Source organism: Streptomyces sp. NPDC026062 (assembly GCF_055568375.1).
This window is the reverse complement of the sequence record NZ_JBVHOQ010000007.1, coordinates 22749-38126: the sequence shown is the minus strand read 5'-3', so window position 1 is coordinate 38126 and position 15378 is coordinate 22749. Positions and strand designations below refer to the sequence as shown.

Annotated in this window: 13 protein-coding genes and 1 pseudogene; 6 read left to right on the top strand and 8 right to left on the bottom strand. The window is 71.1% G+C overall.

Annotated elements, in window-relative coordinates; translation table 11 throughout:
- The first annotated feature begins 168 nt into the window (after positions 1-168).
- The 3 genes from ACZ4LX_RS08355 to ACZ4LX_RS08345 all read left to right on the top strand — a co-directional run bounded on the left by ACZ4LX_RS08355 (position 169) and on the right by ACZ4LX_RS08345 (position 2546).
- The gene (locus tag ACZ4LX_RS08355; RefSeq protein WP_467642293.1) at positions 169-1290 is read left to right on the top strand and encodes an MFS transporter; all 1122 of its coding nucleotides are present in this window, start codon (positions 169-171) and stop codon (positions 1288-1290) included.
- A gap of 114 nt (positions 1291-1404) precedes the next feature.
- On the top strand, positions 1405-1776 hold the full coding sequence (locus ACZ4LX_RS08350; RefSeq protein WP_467642291.1) for an SCO4225 family membrane protein: 372 nt from the start codon (positions 1405-1407) through the stop codon (positions 1774-1776).
- A gap of 20 nt (positions 1777-1796) precedes the next feature.
- On the top strand, positions 1797-2546 hold the full coding sequence (locus tag ACZ4LX_RS08345) for a maleylpyruvate isomerase family mycothiol-dependent enzyme (RefSeq protein WP_467642289.1): 750 nt from the start codon (positions 1797-1799) through the stop codon (positions 2544-2546).
- On the opposite strand, the gene ACZ4LX_RS08340 is transcribed toward ACZ4LX_RS08345, so the two are convergent.
- From ACZ4LX_RS08340 to ACZ4LX_RS08325, 4 genes and pseudogenes are all read right to left on the bottom strand, one after another.
- Complete coding sequence (locus tag ACZ4LX_RS08340) at positions 2447-2944, bottom strand: Tn3 family transposase (protein ID WP_467642591.1); 498 nt, start codon at positions 2942-2944, stop codon at positions 2447-2449. The genes ACZ4LX_RS08345 and ACZ4LX_RS08340 overlap by 100 nt on opposite strands.
- A gap of 18 nt (positions 2945-2962) precedes the next feature.
- Positions 2963-3508 carry a DUF4185 domain-containing protein gene (locus ACZ4LX_RS08335; protein ID WP_467642287.1) on the bottom strand — a complete coding sequence of 182 codons (546 nt, stop codon included), beginning with the start codon at positions 3506-3508 and terminating at the stop codon, positions 2963-2965.
- Between the two features lie 30 nt (positions 3509-3538).
- Positions 3539-3684: pseudogene (locus tag ACZ4LX_RS08330) on the bottom strand (DUF4185 domain-containing protein); the annotation flags it as partial.
- A gap of 782 nt (positions 3685-4466) precedes the next feature.
- Positions 4467-4970: a peptidase inhibitor family I36 protein gene (locus tag ACZ4LX_RS08325; protein ID WP_467642285.1), complete on the bottom strand. Its 504-nt coding sequence runs from the start codon at positions 4968-4970 to the stop codon at positions 4467-4469.
- A gap of 147 nt (positions 4971-5117) precedes the next feature.
- Between ACZ4LX_RS08325 and ACZ4LX_RS08320 the strand changes: the two genes are divergently transcribed.
- Positions 5118-8066, top strand: a complete 2949-nt coding sequence (locus ACZ4LX_RS08320; RefSeq protein ID WP_467642283.1) for an nSTAND1 domain-containing NTPase — start codon at positions 5118-5120, stop codon at positions 8064-8066.
- A gap of 654 nt (positions 8067-8720) precedes the next feature.
- On the opposite strand, the gene ACZ4LX_RS08315 is transcribed toward ACZ4LX_RS08320, so the two are convergent.
- From ACZ4LX_RS08315 to ACZ4LX_RS08305, 3 genes are all read right to left on the bottom strand, one after another.
- The gene (locus ACZ4LX_RS08315; RefSeq protein WP_467642279.1) at positions 8721-9386 is read right to left on the bottom strand and encodes a response regulator transcription factor; all 666 of its coding nucleotides are present in this window, start codon (positions 9384-9386) and stop codon (positions 8721-8723) included.
- Complete coding sequence (locus tag ACZ4LX_RS08310; RefSeq protein ID WP_467642277.1) at positions 9383-10732, bottom strand: sensor histidine kinase; 1350 nt, start codon at positions 10730-10732, stop codon at positions 9383-9385. The genes ACZ4LX_RS08315 and ACZ4LX_RS08310 overlap by 4 nt, the downstream gene beginning before the upstream one ends.
- Positions 10733-11023: 291 nt before the next feature.
- On the bottom strand, positions 11024-11860 hold the full coding sequence (locus tag ACZ4LX_RS08305; protein WP_467642275.1) for a TetR/AcrR family transcriptional regulator: 837 nt from the start codon (positions 11858-11860) through the stop codon (positions 11024-11026).
- Positions 11861-11988: 128 nt separating this feature from the next.
- On the opposite strand from ACZ4LX_RS08305, the gene ACZ4LX_RS08300 reads away from it, so the two are divergent.
- On the top strand, positions 11989-12441 hold the full coding sequence (locus ACZ4LX_RS08300; protein WP_467642273.1) for a nitroreductase family deazaflavin-dependent oxidoreductase: 453 nt from the start codon (positions 11989-11991) through the stop codon (positions 12439-12441).
- A 132-nt stretch (positions 12442-12573) separates the two neighbouring features.
- Here the strand turns inward: ACZ4LX_RS08300 and ACZ4LX_RS08295 are convergent, their stop codons facing one another.
- The gene (locus ACZ4LX_RS08295) at positions 12574-13788 is read right to left on the bottom strand and encodes a geranylgeranyl reductase family protein (protein WP_467642271.1); all 1215 of its coding nucleotides are present in this window, start codon (positions 13786-13788) and stop codon (positions 12574-12576) included.
- 184 nt (positions 13789-13972) lie between these two features.
- Here ACZ4LX_RS08295 and ACZ4LX_RS08290 point away from each other — a divergent pair, with 184 nt between their 5' ends.
- Positions 13973-15337 carry a M20/M25/M40 family metallo-hydrolase gene (locus tag ACZ4LX_RS08290; RefSeq protein WP_467642269.1) on the top strand — a complete coding sequence of 455 codons (1365 nt, stop codon included), beginning with the start codon at positions 13973-13975 and terminating at the stop codon, positions 15335-15337.
- The last annotated feature ends 41 nt before the right edge of the window (positions 15338-15378 follow it).

Sequence of the window (15378 nt, the reverse complement as noted above, 5' to 3'; positions counted from 1 at the left end):
CCGTGGGGCGTCATCCGGACCGGTTGGTCAGCCATCTTGCGCCTGTTGTCCGCGGGCCCCTATGCTGAATTTGTGCCGCAACTAAACAAACTGCGGACGGCACTCCCGGGGGGACCGGGCGGAAACACCGCCCCACCTCCGTCGACACGCCTCCGTACCGCGCTGACCGTGTTCTTCGCCCTCGACGGGTTCCTCTTCGCCGGCTGGGTGGTCCGTATCCCGGCCATCAAGCAGCAGACCGGCGCCTCGGCCTCCACCCTCGGCCTCGCACTTCTCGGCGTATCCGCCGGCGCTGTGATCACCATGATGCTCACCGGGCGGCTGTGCCGCCGTTTCGGCAGCCATCGGGTGACCGTGGCCTGCGGAGTCCTTCTGCCGCTCAGCATCGCGCTGCCCGCCCAGACCCACTCGGCGCTCTCGCTCGGACTGGTGCTGCTGGTGTTCGGCGCCGCGTACGGCGGCATGAACGTGGCGATGAACAGTGCGGCGGTGGACCTGGTCGCCGCCCTGCGGCGCCCGGTGATGCCCGGCTTCCACGCCGCGTTCAGCCTCGGCGGCATGATCGGCGCCGGACTGGGCGGTCTGGTCGCGGGCGGCCTCTCGCCCTCCGCGCACCTGCTCTGCCTGACCGGAATCGGGCTGCTCGTCACCGCCTTCGCGGGTCCGGTCCTCCTGCGGTACCCGCCGCCGGAACCCGCCCCGACGGCGGCCGGCCACGAGGCGGGCGCCCAGCGCCTGACCGGGCGGGCGCGCCGTGTGGTGATCCTGTTCGGCGTGATCGCGCTCTGCACCGCGTACGGCGAGGGAGCCCTGGCCGACTGGGGCGCCCTCCACCTGGAACAGGACCTGCACGCCCACCCCGGGGTGGCGGCAGCGGGCTACTCGCTGTTCGCGCTCGCCATGACGGCGGGCCGGCTCACCGGCACGGCACTGCTCGAACGGCTCGGCCAGACCCGCACCCTGGTCGCGGGCGGCACCACCGCGGCGGCCGGGATGCTGCTCGGCTCACTCGCCCCGACCAGCTGGCTCGCGCTCCTCGGGTTCGCCGTCACCGGGCTCGGTCTGGCCAATATCTTCCCGGTGGCGGTCGGCAGGGCGGGCGAGCTGGCCGGCCCCGGCGGAGTGGCCGCGGCCTCGACGCTCGGCTATGGCGGGATGCTGCTCGGGCCCCCCGCGATCGGTTTCCTGACCGACTGGTTCTCGCTGCCCGTCGCCCTGACCACGGTGGCGCTGCTGGCCCTGGCCGCCGCGGCGCTGAGCTACGGCGCACGCGACGCTGCCCATACGTGAGTGAGTAGCCGTACTCAGGAAGGAACGGTTCTCCCGGCACAGGATGGAGACGTAACGCCCCATCCCGCCAAGTGTCACGGATGGGGTCGAAAGCCATCGACGGGGGAGCAATCCATGCACAAGCCGGTCCTGACCAAGCAGCACATCCACACGCTCACACGCCTCACGTTCGGCAATGCGGCATCGCTGATCTACCTGGGCGCGGTGGTGGCGACAGCGGTGTTCGTCACCGTGGACACACTGTTCGTCACCCATGAGGACGCCTCGTTCGCCGGGGTGTGGCTCTTCCTCCTGGCGGCGCCGACCATCTTCGTCTTCTTCGCCGGCAGCGCGATGGCGGGCGCGGAGTCGGCCGGGCCGGACTGGTTCGTCCACGCGGCGCTGGCCGTGTCCGTACTGGTGCAGTCGCTCGCGCTGGGCTGGTTCGCACGGCTGATGCGGGGCGGCCGCGGCCGGACCCATCGGGCCCGTCCCCAGGGGACCTGACCCCTGGCACAATCCGTGCCATGAAGATCGCGGAGCACATTCGTTCCCTGGCCGCCGAGGGCCGGTTGCTGGCAGATGCCGCCGAGGAGGCGGGGACCGCCGCACCGGTTCCGGCCTGTCCGGGCTGGCAGGTGGGCGACCTGCTCAGGCACACCGCGATGGTGCACACATGGGCGGCCACCGTCGTGGCCGAGGGCCGCACCTCGTACGTTCCTGACGCCGAAGAGCCGGACCTGGACGGACCCGCGCTGCTCGACCGGTTCCGTGCGGGGCACCGGCTCCTGGTGGAGGCGCTGGAGCACGCGCCGGAGGACCTGGACTGCTGGACCTTCTTCGCGGCGCCTTCGCCCCTGGCCTTCTGGGCGCGGCGGCAGGCTCACGAGACGACGATCCACCGGGTGGACGCGGAGTCCGCGCGCGGCGGAGACCTCTCCCCCGTGGCGCCCGCCCATGCGGTGGACGGCATCGACGAACTGCTGCGGGGTTTCCACACCCGTTCGAGGAGCAGGGTGCGCACCGACGTACCGCGCACGTTGCGCGTAAGGGCGACGGATACGGACACCGTATGGACCGTAGCCCTCTCCACCGAGCTCCCGGTGACCGTGCGCGAGGAAGGACCGTCCGTACTGCCGCCCGTGGACTGCGAGTTGAGCTCCACCGTCCAGGAGCTCTACCTCACGCTCTGGAACCGGCGGCCTCTCACGGCTCTCACCGTGACCGGCGACCCCGGCCTCGCGCGGCTGTGGCGCGAACGCTCCCCGGTCACCTGATCCTGCGCCTGAGGGCTGCGGCGGATCGGGGTGTGATACGGGGTCTCGCACGAGCAGGTACGGCGGCTGCCGGCCGAACGGCAGGCCGAGGGCGGTCCGCCGGTCAGGAAGGCGGAGCGGTCCAGGCGGCCGATCTGCGTGACTGCGCGGCCCAGCGGGCTGGGGCGGCCCTGGCCGGCGAGAGCGGGCAGGACCTGGGAGGCGAGGACGGTGCCCTCGCGCAGGGAGCCCGCCAGGCGCAGCAGACCGTCCCAGGGGTCGGTGATGGTGCTCGGCCGGATACGGACGCCGGTGAGCGAGACCAGAGGGCCGTAGTCGGCGGCCGGGTCGGCGCGGTGGAGCAGGGTGTGTCCGGCGTCCGCGGGGCATGGCGCTCCTGTGAGTCGCGACGGGTGGATCTCTGCTGGGATCCGGGGTCAGAGAGCAAGACCGCGGACACGGAATTGCATGACGCGGTAGGGCCATCCCTCCTCGGTGTTCCATTGGCTCACTGACAGGTGGAGGTCGTCGAGCGTGGACCCGGGAATGATGTAGCCGCCGTACAACTGCGCCACGTGGGTGTCGTCCTCGTCGCCCCAGGACGTGCTTCGCAGCAGGGTGCGGAGGTGCGCTGAGCGCAGGTCCGTCGTCGGGTGGTCCGCGACCAGGCCCTCGATCCGGTAGTCGCCCTGATTGAACCAGGTCAGGATCCACCGGCCGTCGAGTAGCCGCAGGCACAGCTCGCCGAACGTGCCGTCCAGGACGGGTGTGGGCGGATTGCCCCAGGCCCAGGGCGGATTCTCGGGGCCTTGTCCCCACGGTTCGTAGGCGCCGGGGTCCGTCAGTCTGTCGGGGCGGACCCGGTACAGGATGACCGGCTTGTCCCGCTGGAACCCGGTGGACAGGACGTAGACGTAACCGTCGTCGCCGAGGGCCCAGGTGAGCAGCTGGAACATGCCGTCGTGCAGGTTCGGGGCGAACACGGCACCGCACCGGTCCAGACGACCGGGCGGCCGGGACCGTCGAAGCGCCCGTACAGCGCCACGGGCGAGCGCCACCACCCGCCGCCGGCCCTGGCCTCCTCGAAGGTGTCGCCGAAGACGAACAGGAGCCGGCCGTCGGGTGTCCGTACCGGCACGCCCAGGTCAGTGGCCTCCATACGGAACCGGGTGGTGAGACCGGGACCGGTGAGGTCGGCGATCTTGGAGACGCGGAGGGGGCCATCCCCCGCGTGGGCCGGGGTGTGAAGCTGGGGAACGCCCGCGAGGACCGCCGTAGCGGCCACCCGGAGGAAACCGGCCCTGCTGAGATGGACCGGGCGGATGGGAGCCTGGGGCGGACGTGGGGCGGTGCACGGTGTGCTGTCGTGCATGAACGCTCCTTGGCGGAGGGAATCAAGAGGGAGGAGCAGTGTGCGGTGTGACCACGGTGGCCGTGAGTACATGCGCTGGGCGATGCCCGCCATGCCCGCGCATCCGTGTCTTGCATGCCCCGGCCATCTCCTCAGCGGGCTGTCCGGCAGCCGTGGCGGGCCATGCGGGAGCTGGGCCTGCGGCGTGGTCGGCCTTTCCGGCCGCCGCTGACCATGCCGCAGGTCGAAGCGTGCGGCTGTGGGGCGCGTCAGCCCGTACGGATCCCAGCACATGGCACCGGGTACCGGCTTTCGGGGGTGCGGGGTGCCTACGGAACAGTGCCGTCAGCAGTCGAGGTGGGTGTCGTAGATCCAGAGGGCGGTGGACCCGCCGTGACCGCTTCTGCCGCAAGCACCTTGGGACGCCGGTAAACATGGCCGGCGAGCATGGCCGTCCGTGACACCGACATGCCGGCCGGAACTGCTCACCCACCCGCCGCGGCGCCTGGGCGCCGGGCTGCCCCCGAGGCAGGTGTACGGGGCCGAGATTCGATCCCGGACCCGTACACCTCATGTTCCGTGCTCCTGCTTCAGCAGCGGGCGTCGACGGAGCTGGTCCGGTCGTTGTCGGACGGGGCGAGGTTGCCCTGCCAGTCGCCCGGTACGCCGCCCATGAAGCCGGTGAAGTTGCCGTTCAGGTAGAGGTCGATGGTGGTGGGGGTGCGGTTCCAGCCGGAGGTGAGCTGGTCGTTGAAGGCGTCGGGGACGACGTGTCGGCCGCAACTGGGCACCCGCCACATGGCTCCCCCGCCGTCGTACTCGGTGAAGAAGCAGGTCCAGCCGTCGCGACAGTCGGCCCAAGCCCTGGCCCGGACATCGCTCCCGGTGTAGTAGTACACGCCCTGGGCGCCCGTGACCCGGGTCTCCGACGCGGACGCGGCGGTGGTCGCGGGCATGATGAGCGTCGTGGCAGCCGCAGCGACAGCCACGAGCCCGGTCAGCTTCTTCCACGCAGCGGCACCGGCAGGACGGACGGCTGATTCCCGCAGCTTCTCCACACTGCCCATGGGATCTCCCGACACACGCTTCTTCATGGGATTCCTCTTTTCCACTCGCTCTCGGGTCCTCGGTGCGGGACCCGATGCACCGTTTGTAGCCGCTAACCTGTTGTTCAAGGCCGGTCGGCCGATGCTGAACAAACGGATGCCGAACAATAGGTGTGACCGGGGGAAGGTGTACGCATGCCACGGGGAGAGAGTCCTCTGGACCCGGACGGCGGCCCTCTGTTTGAATTCGCGGCGCGTTTACGGAAACTGCGGGAACAGGCCGGCCGGCCTACCTACCGGGACCTCGCACGGAAAACGCACTACGGGATCGCGACGCTGTCCTCGGCCGCGGCAGGACGTCAACTTCCCAGCGTGGCCGTCACCCTCGCCTACGTCCGCGCCTGCGGCGGTGACGAGCGGGAATGGAAGCTGATCTGGCAACGAACGGCTGATGCGTGCACCGGTACGGACAGCTCGGCCGAGACCGGAGCGGAGGGCCGGAAAAAGAGCGGTGCCAGGCCGCCCTATGTCGGTCTGCTCGCGTTCGAGGAGGCCGATTCCGGGTTTTTCTTCGGCCGCGAGAAACTCACCGGCGCACTCGTCGAACACTTGAAGGGAAAACGGCTTCTTGTGTTGTTCGGCGCATCGGGATCGGGTAAGTCTTCGGTGCTGCGCGCGGGTGTCCTTCCCGCTTTTCCCGGTATTTCCTCGCTGGTCTTCACACCCGGCCCACATCCGCTGGGGGAGTGCGCCGTCCGGCTGGCGGCCCGTGCCGGCGTCGCTCGCGACCCGGTGCACACCGCACTCACGGCCGATCCGCGCACCTTCCACCGGATGGTGCGGCAGATTCTCGCCAAGCAGCAGGAGGAAGGCTCCGCGGCGGATGAACTGCTCGTCGTCGTGGACCAGTTCGAGGAGGTGTTCACCGTCTGCCGCGACGCGCGGGAGCGGGAGCGGTTCATCGACTCGCTCGTGCACGCGGCGCAGGCCCCCGACAGCCGCACGCGGGTCGCCATCGCCGTGCGGTCCGACTTCTACGCCCACTGCACACGGCTGCCCGGCCTCGTCGACGCCCTGCCCCACGCCCATCATCCCGTCGGCCCGATGACTGCCGAGGAACTGAGGGCGGCGATCGTCCAGCCCGCCGCCCGCTCCCGGCTCACCGTCGAGAGCGCCCTGCTGACGACCCTCACCGCCGACGCTCACGGCCGACCGGGCGCGCTGCCCCTGCTCTCGCACGCCCTGCTCGAGACCTGGAAGCGACGGCGGGGCAACGCCCTCACGCTGGCCGGCTACCGCGCGGCAGGCGGCTTCGAGGACGCACTCACCCAGACCGCAGAGGAGTTCCACCGCGCCCTTGACGACAGCCGGCAGGAGGCCGCGCGGCGTCTGTTCCTGCGACTCGTCGCGCTGGGCGAGGGCACCGAGGACACCAAACGCCGTGTGCCACGGCACGAACTCGACGACGGTCCCGATACCGAGTTCGTCCTCGAACAGGCGACCCGGGCCAGGCTGCTGACCGCCGACGCCGACCACGTGGAGATCGCCCACGAGGCGCTGATCCGCTGCTGGCCACGGCTCGGTGACTGGCTGGAGGAGGACCGCGGCCAGGAGCGTCTGCGCCGCGCGGTCACCGAGGCCACCACCCTCTGGGAGTCCTTGGACCACGACCCCGACACTCTGTACCGCGGGGTACGCCTCGCCACCGCGAAGGATCTCCCGCCGCGGACGCTGACCACCAGGGAACGCGCCTTCCTCGACGCCGGCGAGTCGGCGGCACAGCAGGCACGACAGCGCGAGGGCCTCCGTCTGCGCCGTCTGCACAGGCTGGTCGCCGCCCTGGTCGTCCTTCTGGTGAGCGCCGTGGCCGCCGCCGGTTTCGCCGTACGGGCACAGGACACCGTCACCCGGCAGCGCAGCGAGGCCGTGGCGCTCCGGGCGGCCGAAGAGTCCGTGCGCCTCAGTCTGCACAATCCGTCACTGGCCACCCAGATCGCACTGGCCGCCTACCGCCAAACCTCGCAGGACCGCACACGGGACGCCCTGCTCACTACCCTGTCCGTCGCGTCGACCGGCCCCAAACCGGTCGGACGCACACCAGCCGGGCCTGCATCGGTTGTGTCCACACCGGTCGGCCACGCACCGGCCGTGACCGCCGACGGCCGTACTCTGGCCGTGGCCGACGGCTCGCAGCTCGTCCTGTGGGACATGAAGGATCCACGACAGCCCCGCCGGCTCGGCACCGTCCACGGCGACGGAGTCGGCCTGAACGCGATCGAGTTCACCCAGGACGGCAACACGCTGGTCGGTGCGGACAGCGACCGCACGCTCCGGCTGTGGGACGTGACCGACCCGCGGAATCCCACGCTGCTGTCGAAGCGTCCCACGGAGCACACCGACTCCGTCTACTCCGTCGCCGTGAGCCGGGACGGCCACACGGCCGCCACCAGCAGCTACGACGACACCGTCCGCCTCTGGGACATCACCGACCCGGCACGCCCCGGCACACTCGACAGGCTCACCGGGCATCGAGGCAACGTCAAACCTGTGGCCTTCAGCCCCGACGGCAGGACCCTGGCCTCGGGCTCCGACGACCACACCGTCCGCGTCTGGGACGTGACCAACCCCCGGCACGCCGCCCTCGTCGCCGTTCTCAAGGGGCACCGAAACTTCGTGGACGCCCTCGCCTACAGTCCGGACAGCCGCACCCTGCTGAGCGGGAGCGACGACCATACGGCGAAGCTGTGGGACACCAGTGATCTTCCCCGGCACCGCAAGCTGGGCGAGCTGGCGGGCCACGCCGACATCGTCGCCGGCGTAGCCTTCGCCTCCCATGGCCGCACGGCGGTGACCGTCGGCATGGACGGCGTGGTGAACGTGTGGGACGTCACCGACCGCGCGCGCCCTGCCTCCCTGGCCCACCTCACCAACCCCCGCGGGACGGTCATGGAGGTGCGCTATCTCAGGACAGACGGCACGTTCCTCACCGTGACCGCTCACCGCAGCGTCCAGGTCTGGTACACCGACCTCGACCGGGTGCTCACCCACGCCTGCGATCGGGTCCACGGCACCATCAGCCGCGCCCAATGGGCCCGCCACTTTCCCCGCCTCGACTACGCTCCGCCCTGCCCGCGCCGCACGTGACCCGGACCGGCCGAACCCCGCCTCCGGACAGTCAGGCACCGATCCGGCCGAGGACGCGTGATCCATCCGAGTCATCCGATCCTCACCAGCGAGCGGGACAGCCGTCGGGGACATCCGACCCGCAGCGGGGCGCCTCCGCAGGGAGGACAGCCGGAATTGTGGACGCTCACGCAATTACTCCGGCCTGCGCTCGTCGCCCATCCGGTCGCAGGTCCTCTCGCACCACCGGTCGACGTGAGTCGGCGAGCGAGCAGAGGCACCTCCCAGCTCTCCCCAGCTGCGCTTCAACCACGTGCTCGCCGCAGCCGCGAGGAGTGTGACAAACGAGTTCGCTCGCACTCCCCTGGGGCACGACGAACAGCCGTTGGGGCATGTACGTGAACGCCGACAGGAACAGGCCCCGGTCTCCGTCTCGGACCCGCGGTGCAAGTGAGAGATACGTCCGCTACCGGTTCCGGCGACGTGCGGCGTGGTCGCGCGCGGCGACATGCTGGGCAACGGCGTCCACGCCGGGGCGGGCATACCTCTCCAGGGAGCGGGGCGTACCTCTCCACGAACGGACGGAGGCGTGGCGGGAGCGGGCCAGCAGCATCGGGGTGGAGGACTCGGCCAGCATCTCCGGCAGTGCCAGGTCGTCGATCGCGGTGACGGGGATCAGCCCAGCCAGCCCGGCCGCACCAGTCCCGACTCATAGGCCAGCACGACCAGTTGGGCCCGGTCGCGGGCGCCGAGCTTCACCATGGTCCGGCTGACGTGGGTCTTGGCGGTGAGCGGGCTGACCACGAGACGGCGGGCGATCTCCTCGTTGGACAGACCGATGCCGACCAGCGCCATCACTTCCCGCTCCCTGTCGGTCAGTTCATTCAGCGCGGTCACCGCGGCCGGCTCCTTGGACCGGGCGGCGAACTCGGCGATCAGGCGGCGCGTGACACCCGGCGACAGGAGTGCGTCACCGCCGACCACCGCCCGGACGGCCCGCAGCAGTTCGTCCGGCTCGGTGTCCTTGACCAGAAAGCCGGAAGCTCCGGAGCGGATCGCCTCGAAGACGTACTCGTCGAGCTCGAACGTGGTGAGCATGACCACCTTCACCTCGTCGAGGCCGGGGTCCCGGGTGATGGTGCGGGTCGCGGCAAGGCCGTCGAGCCGAGGCATCCGGATGTCCATCAGCACGGCGTCCGGCCGCAGTTCACGCACGAGGCGAACGGCCTCCTCGCCGTCGGCGGCCTCGCCGGCCACCTCGATGTCCGGCTGGGCATCCAGCAGGGCCCGGAACCCCGCCCGGACCAGCAGCTGGTCGTCGGCGAGCAGTACGCGAATCACGGTGTCTCCTTCTGGTGCGACGCCAGGCCCGTACCATCGGCCCGCAGGGGAAGTCCGGCCCGCACCCGGAAGCCGCCGTCGGGCCGGGTACCCGCCTCGATCGTGCCACCCAGGGCAGCCGCCCGCTCCCGCATCCCGGCCAGTCCGTTGCCGCTGCCCCCGGCGTCCGTGCCGGTGGCGGGTCCCTCGTCGTCGATGCGGAGCGTGATGCGGTCCGGTCCGTACCCGACCCGCACCTGCGCGGTACGCGAACCGGAGTGCCGCACCACGTTGGTCAGCGCCTCCTGCACGATCCGGAACGCGGCCAGGTCCGCGCCGGGCGGCACGGCCCCGCGTACGCCGTCGGTCGCGACGGTGACGGTCAGACCGGTGCTCGCGGCCTGTTCGACCAGTTCGGGTAGCCGGTCGAGCCCGGGGGCCGGGGCTCTCGGCGCTTCACCGGGGGTACGGAGCGTGTCCAGGACCTGCCGCACCTCGCCGAGTGCTTCCTTGCCGGCGGCCTTGATCGTGGTGAGCGCCGTACGGGCCTGCTCGGGATCCGTGTCGAGCAGCGCCAGTCCGACACCTGCCTGGACGTTGATGACGGAGATGCTGTGGGCGAGGACGTCATGGAGTTCACGGGCCATCCGCAGCCGCTCCTCGTCGGCCCGCCGCTTCTCCGCGCGTTCCCTCTCGGCCCGTCGCTCGGCCCACTGCTCACGCCGTACACGGACGAACTCGGCGGCCGCGATGATGGCCACCACCCAGGCCGCGACGCCCAGTTCCTGCCCCCAGGGCGCCGCCGTGTCATCGTCGGGGGGCAGCCACCGGTAGAGCCAGTGCCCCACCACGAGGTGCCCCGCCCACACCATGACCACAGCCGACCACGCGGCCCACCGGTGCCCGGCGACGACGGCACTGAAACACCCCACGGCGACGGCCAGGAAGACCGGTCCGTACGGATATCCGGAGCCGAGATAGACGGTTGCCGCGGCCGAGGCCCCGAAGACCGCCACGACAGGGTGCCGGTGACGGAACAGCAGTACGGCCACGGCGGCGATCAGGAGCAGCCGGGCGAAAAGGTCGAGCGGGGCCTTCTCGTCCAGCTGCCCGCCGGCCGCGAAGGCGGATCCGGCCATGACGAATACGCCGAGCAGAATCGTGGACGCCCAGGGCAGCCGGCCGGCTGACCGGTCCCGCGCACCCGTCAGCCAGCGCGGCGGCCGGTCGTTGTTCCGGAAACCCCACGGAACCTGCGGACCGGCCGTCCCGCTGCCCGGGCCGCCTCGCGCCCAGGGCGGCCGACGCGGCGATCCGCCCCGGCCTCCCGGGCTGCCGCCGCCTGTCGGTGCACGCTGCTCTTCCATGGCGGCCACGCTAGACCGCGCACCTGCGCCAGAGCGTCCGCCGGGCGTGGTGATCGCCCGTACTCCCCGGGGAGTACCGCGAACGGGGCGGGACAGGGCGGGGACCAGGGGCCGGTCAGAGGGCGGGGCAAGGCGTGGCCGGAGCGGGGGCCGAGGACGGGGCCGGGAGAGAGCGCGGGCCGGTCGGGGCGGGGCGGTCGGCGTCAGGGCCGGGACGTGGCCCGTCGGGCGGACCGGGGCCACGATCTCCGCGGCGGCCTCGGTCCGTCCGGCGGACCTGCCGGACAGGCTCTACCGTCTGCCGCCCAGCAGACCGACCGTACGGGCCAGTTCCGTCACCGCCTGCCGGAAGAAGACCTCACGGGCCTCCACCACGCGGTTGAACTGACCGAAGATCTCGAACGACAGCAGCCCGAAGAGCTGTGACCACGCGGCGACGAGCGGCACCGCCGCCGCGGGCGGGAGACCCGGGGCGATCTCCGCGGCAAGTCGTTCGGCCTCGGGACGCAGCTCCTCGGCGAGCGGCAGAAGGGCGAGCCCCTCCTCGCGGTGCGCGTCCTCGACAACGGCGATGAGGACGAAACCCACCCGGGACGCGGGACCGACGGTGTCCTGCGGCGCGGTGTAGCCGGGCACGGGCGATCCGTAGATGAGCGCGTACTCATGGGGGTGTGCCAGAGCCCAGTCCCGTACGGCGCACGCGACCGTGACCCAGCGGGCCAGATGGGCGCCGGTCCGGCCGGGGGTGGCGGCACTGCCGGTCCGGCCGGCGGCGTTCCGGTCGGTGCCGGTCCGGTCGGCGGCGTTCCGGTCGGTGCCGGTCCGGGCGGCGGTGGTCAGCCCGGTGTCCTGTGGCGCCCGCCCCGCCCGTTCCACTGCCGACCGGTGGGCGCGCTCGGCGGCTTCGCCGACGGAGTCGTAGGCATCGACGATCAAGGCGGTGAGCAGCTCGTCGCGGCTGGGGAAGTAGCGGTAGAGCGCTGAGGACGCCATGCCCAGTTCGCGTGCCACGGCGCGCAGCGAGAGCTTCGCCGCACCCTCGGCCGCGAGCTGTTTCCTCGCCTCGCCCTTGATGGCGGCGGTGACCTCGATACGGGCCCGTTCCCTGGCTCCCCGGATAGCGCTCATGGTCACCAGTCTGCCACGCAACGGGATCACTGAACACTGACGAGAGCGCTGCTCTTGCTTTGGAGCACAATTCCCGTGCACACTGATCTCAAGCGAGAGCACCGCTCTCTCAAACCGTGGGGGATTCCATGTCGCAGCCGTACTACCTTCAGGGCAGCCCGTTCACCATCCGCATGAACAGCGTCATCGGCTGGCTGGCCCGGCATGGTGTCAGCCTGCTCGGATCACAGGAGCTCTCGGTACGGGGCCGCAAGAGCGGGCAGATGCAGCGCGTCCCCGTGAACCTCCACACCTACGAGGGCGCGGACTATCTCGTATCCGCACGGGGTCACTCGCAGTGGGTGCGCAACATGCGGGCCGCCGGCGGCGGTGAGTTGCGGGTGGGCCGCAGGACCCGCAGCTTCACGGCCGTGGAGATCGCGGACGACGACCAGAAGGTGATCGTCGTCCGCGCCTACCTGGAGCGCTGGGGCTGGGAGGTCAACCAGTACTTCAAGGGCATCACGGCCAGGTCCACGGACGCCGAGCTGCTGGCGGCCTGCCCCGACCACCCCGTTTTCAGGATCAGCGTCGAGCGCTGACCCCCGGCCGGACGGCTCCGCTCCACAAGGCGGGGCCGGTTGCCTCCGTCGGCCCGCGGCCGGATCGCCCCGATGCCCCGGTCCGGCCGGATCTCCGGTGTTGCCGCCGGTCCTGGCAGCGCCTGTCGGTGCCTAACGGTCCATCGCCGACAGCGCCCGCTGCGCCAGGGGGTGCGAACGGACCAGTTCGGCCAGCGAGGTCGTGCCCCGGGTGATGCCCGCGAACGCGTTCCACGCGGGGCGGAAGCCCGTCAGCGCCGCGTGCAGCAGGCCCGGACGCCGCTCGAAGAGCTTCAGCATGCGCCGTCCCACGCTCATTTCGACGCCGAGCCCGGCCTTGATGGCGAACGCGTAGTTGAGTGCCTGGCGGCGGGCGTCCACCGCGTCGTGCGACTCCGCGACCCGCACCGCCCACTCACCGGCGAGCCGTCCCGAACGCAACGCGAACGAGATGCCCTCCCGGGTCCACGGCTCCAGCAGACCGGCGGCGTCCCCGCACACGAGGACCCGGCCGCGGGAGAGCGGCGAGTCATCACTGCGGCAGCGCGTCAGATGGCCGGAGGAGATCTTCGGATCGAAGCCGGCCAGGCCGAGCCTCGCGATGAAGTCCTCCAGATACCGCTTGGTGCCGCCGCCGTCACCGCGCGCCGAGATCACACCGACGGTGAGGGTGTCCCCCTTGGGGAAGACCCAGCCGTAACTCCCCGGCATGGGGCCCCAGTCGATCAGCACCCGGCCGGCCCAGTCCTCCGCGACCGTCTCCGGCACGGGGATCTCGGCCTCCAGGCCGAGGTCCACCTGGTCGAGCTTCACCCCGACATGGGCTCCTATCCGGCCGGCGCTGCCGTCCGCGCCCACGACCGCACGGGCCAGGACGGTCTCGCCGCCGGACAGCACGACCGCGACCGTGCGCCGGTCGGGCACGGCGGCACCGTGCTGCTCGACACGGGAAACCGTCGCACCGGTGCGGAGTTCGGCGCCGGCCTTCTGTGCCTCCTCGACAAGGCCCGCGTCGAACTCGGGACGGTTGATGAGGCCGAAGAGCATGCGCCTGGAGCGGCGGGTGCGTGTCAGCTTGCCGTTCAGCGAGAACGTGACCGCGTGGATCCTGTCCCGCAGGGGCAGTTCGAAACCGGGCGGCAGCGAATCCCGCGAATACCCGATGATGCCGCCGCCGCATGTCTTGTAGCGGGGCAGTTCCGCCTTCTCCAGGAGCAGTACCCTACGGCCGGCGACCGCCGCCGCATATGCCGCGGAGGCTCCCGCCGGTCCGGCGCCGACTACGACGACGTCCCACACGGACGACTCTTCGTGCTCATGTCCGGCGTCTGCGTTCTCGCTGCTCACGATGTGCTTCTGCTCCCGATCCGACCAGTGGCCCAAGCTGCTCCCGGCATCCTACGGCGCGTTGCGGCCGGACCCTGCTGTGGGAGGATCGGCCGGACTTCCGTCGTACCGGCAACGCCGCACTCCTGGCGTTTCCGGCACCCGGATACGTACACATAACGTCGCACCTACCAGGAGCGTGCCCATGACCGCCCATCCGATTTCCGAGACCGTCGCCTCGCTGATGCCCCGCGCGAAGGCGGAGCTGACCGAGCTGGTGGCTTTCCAGTCGGTGGCGGATCCCGCGGTGTTCCCCAAGAGCGAGTGCGAGGCGGCCGCCGCCTGGGTCGCCGAAGCGCTGCGCGCCGAGGGATTCCAGGATGTCGCCCTGCTCGACACCCCGGACGGCACCCAGTCCGTCTATGGCCTCCTGCCCGGTCCGGCCGGAGCCCCCACCGTGCTGCTCTACGCGCACTACGACGTTCAGCCGCCGCTCGACGAGTCCGCCTGGCTCTCCCCGCCGTTCGAGCTGACCGAGCGTGACGGCCGCTGGTTCGGCCGGGGTTCGGCCGACTGCAAGGGCGGTTTCATCATGCACCTCCTCGCGCTGCGCGCACTCAAGGCGAACGGCGGGGTCCCCGTCTCGGTCAAGGTGATCGTGGAAGGCTCGGAGGAACAGGGCACCGGAGGGCTGGAGCAGTACGCGCAGGCGCACCCGGAGCTGCTCGCCGCGGACACCGTGGTGATCGGTGACACCGGAAACTTCCGGGCCGGCCTGCCGACCGTCACCGCGACGCTGCGCGGGATGACGATGCTGCGGGTGCAGCTCGACACCCTCGAAGGGAACCTGCACTCCGGTCAGTTCGGCGGCGCCGCACCCGATGCCCTGGCCGCGATGATCCAACTGCTCGCGTCGCTCAGGGCCCAGGACGGTACGACGACCATCGACGGTCTCACGGCGGACACGGAGTGGGACGGCGTTCAGTACCCGGAGGAGGAGTTCCACAAGGATGCGAAGGTTCTCGACGGAGTGGGCCTGATCGGCGCGGGTACGGTCGCCGACCGGATCTGGGCGCGGCCCGCGGTCACGGTCGTCGGGATCGACTGCCCCGCGGTGGTGGGCGCGATGCCCTCGATCCAGGCGAGCGCACGGGCCCAGATCAGCCTGCGTGTGCCGCCGGGCCAGGACGCCCGCGAGGCGGCGAAGCTGCTCACCGCACACCTGCGGGCACATGCCCCGTGGGGGGCGAGGGTCTCGGTCGAGGAGGTCGGCCAGGGGCAGCCGTTCCGCGCCGACCTCACGAGCCCGGCGTACACCGCGATGGCGGATGCCATGCGGATCGCGTACCCCGGCCAGGAGATGCAGTCCTCGGGGATGGGCGGCTCGATCCCCCTCTGCAACGCGCTGTCCGACCTGTACCCGGAGGCGGAGATCCTGCTGATCGGACTGAGTGAGCCCGAGGCGCAGATCCACGCGGTGAACGAGAGCGTCTCTCCGCAGGAGCTGGAGCGGCTGTCGGTGGCCGAGGCGCTGTTCCTGCAGAACTACGCCGCCTCCAAGAAGGCCTGAGCAACCCGTCGGCCGGACGGGCAGGTCCCGTTCGGGCCGGC

Excerpts from the sequence above, each read along its gene's own strand:
- ACZ4LX_RS08350 (WP_467642291.1), top strand. The coding sequence starts at position 1,405 with ATGCACAAGCCGGTCCTGACCAAGCAGCACATCCACACGCTCACACGC.
- ACZ4LX_RS08345 (WP_467642289.1), top strand. The coding sequence starts at position 1,797 with ATGAAGATCGCGGAGCACATTCGTTCCCTGGCCGCCGAGGGCCGGTTG.
- ACZ4LX_RS08325 (WP_467642285.1), bottom strand. The coding sequence starts at position 4,970 with ATGAAGAAGCGTGTGTCGGGAGATCCCATGGGCAGTGTGGAGAAGCTG.
- ACZ4LX_RS08320 (WP_467642283.1), top strand. The coding sequence starts at position 5,118 with ATGCCACGGGGAGAGAGTCCTCTGGACCCGGACGGCGGCCCTCTGTTT.
- ACZ4LX_RS08310 (WP_467642277.1), bottom strand. The coding sequence starts at position 10,732 with ATGGAAGAGCAGCGTGCACCGACAGGCGGCGGCAGCCCGGGAGGCCGG.
- ACZ4LX_RS08305 (WP_467642275.1), bottom strand. The coding sequence starts at position 11,860 with ATGAGCGCTATCCGGGGAGCCAGGGAACGGGCCCGTATCGAGGTCACC.
- ACZ4LX_RS08300 (WP_467642273.1), top strand. The coding sequence starts at position 11,989 with ATGTCGCAGCCGTACTACCTTCAGGGCAGCCCGTTCACCATCCGCATG.
- ACZ4LX_RS08290 (WP_467642269.1), top strand. The coding sequence starts at position 13,973 with ATGACCGCCCATCCGATTTCCGAGACCGTCGCCTCGCTGATGCCCCGC.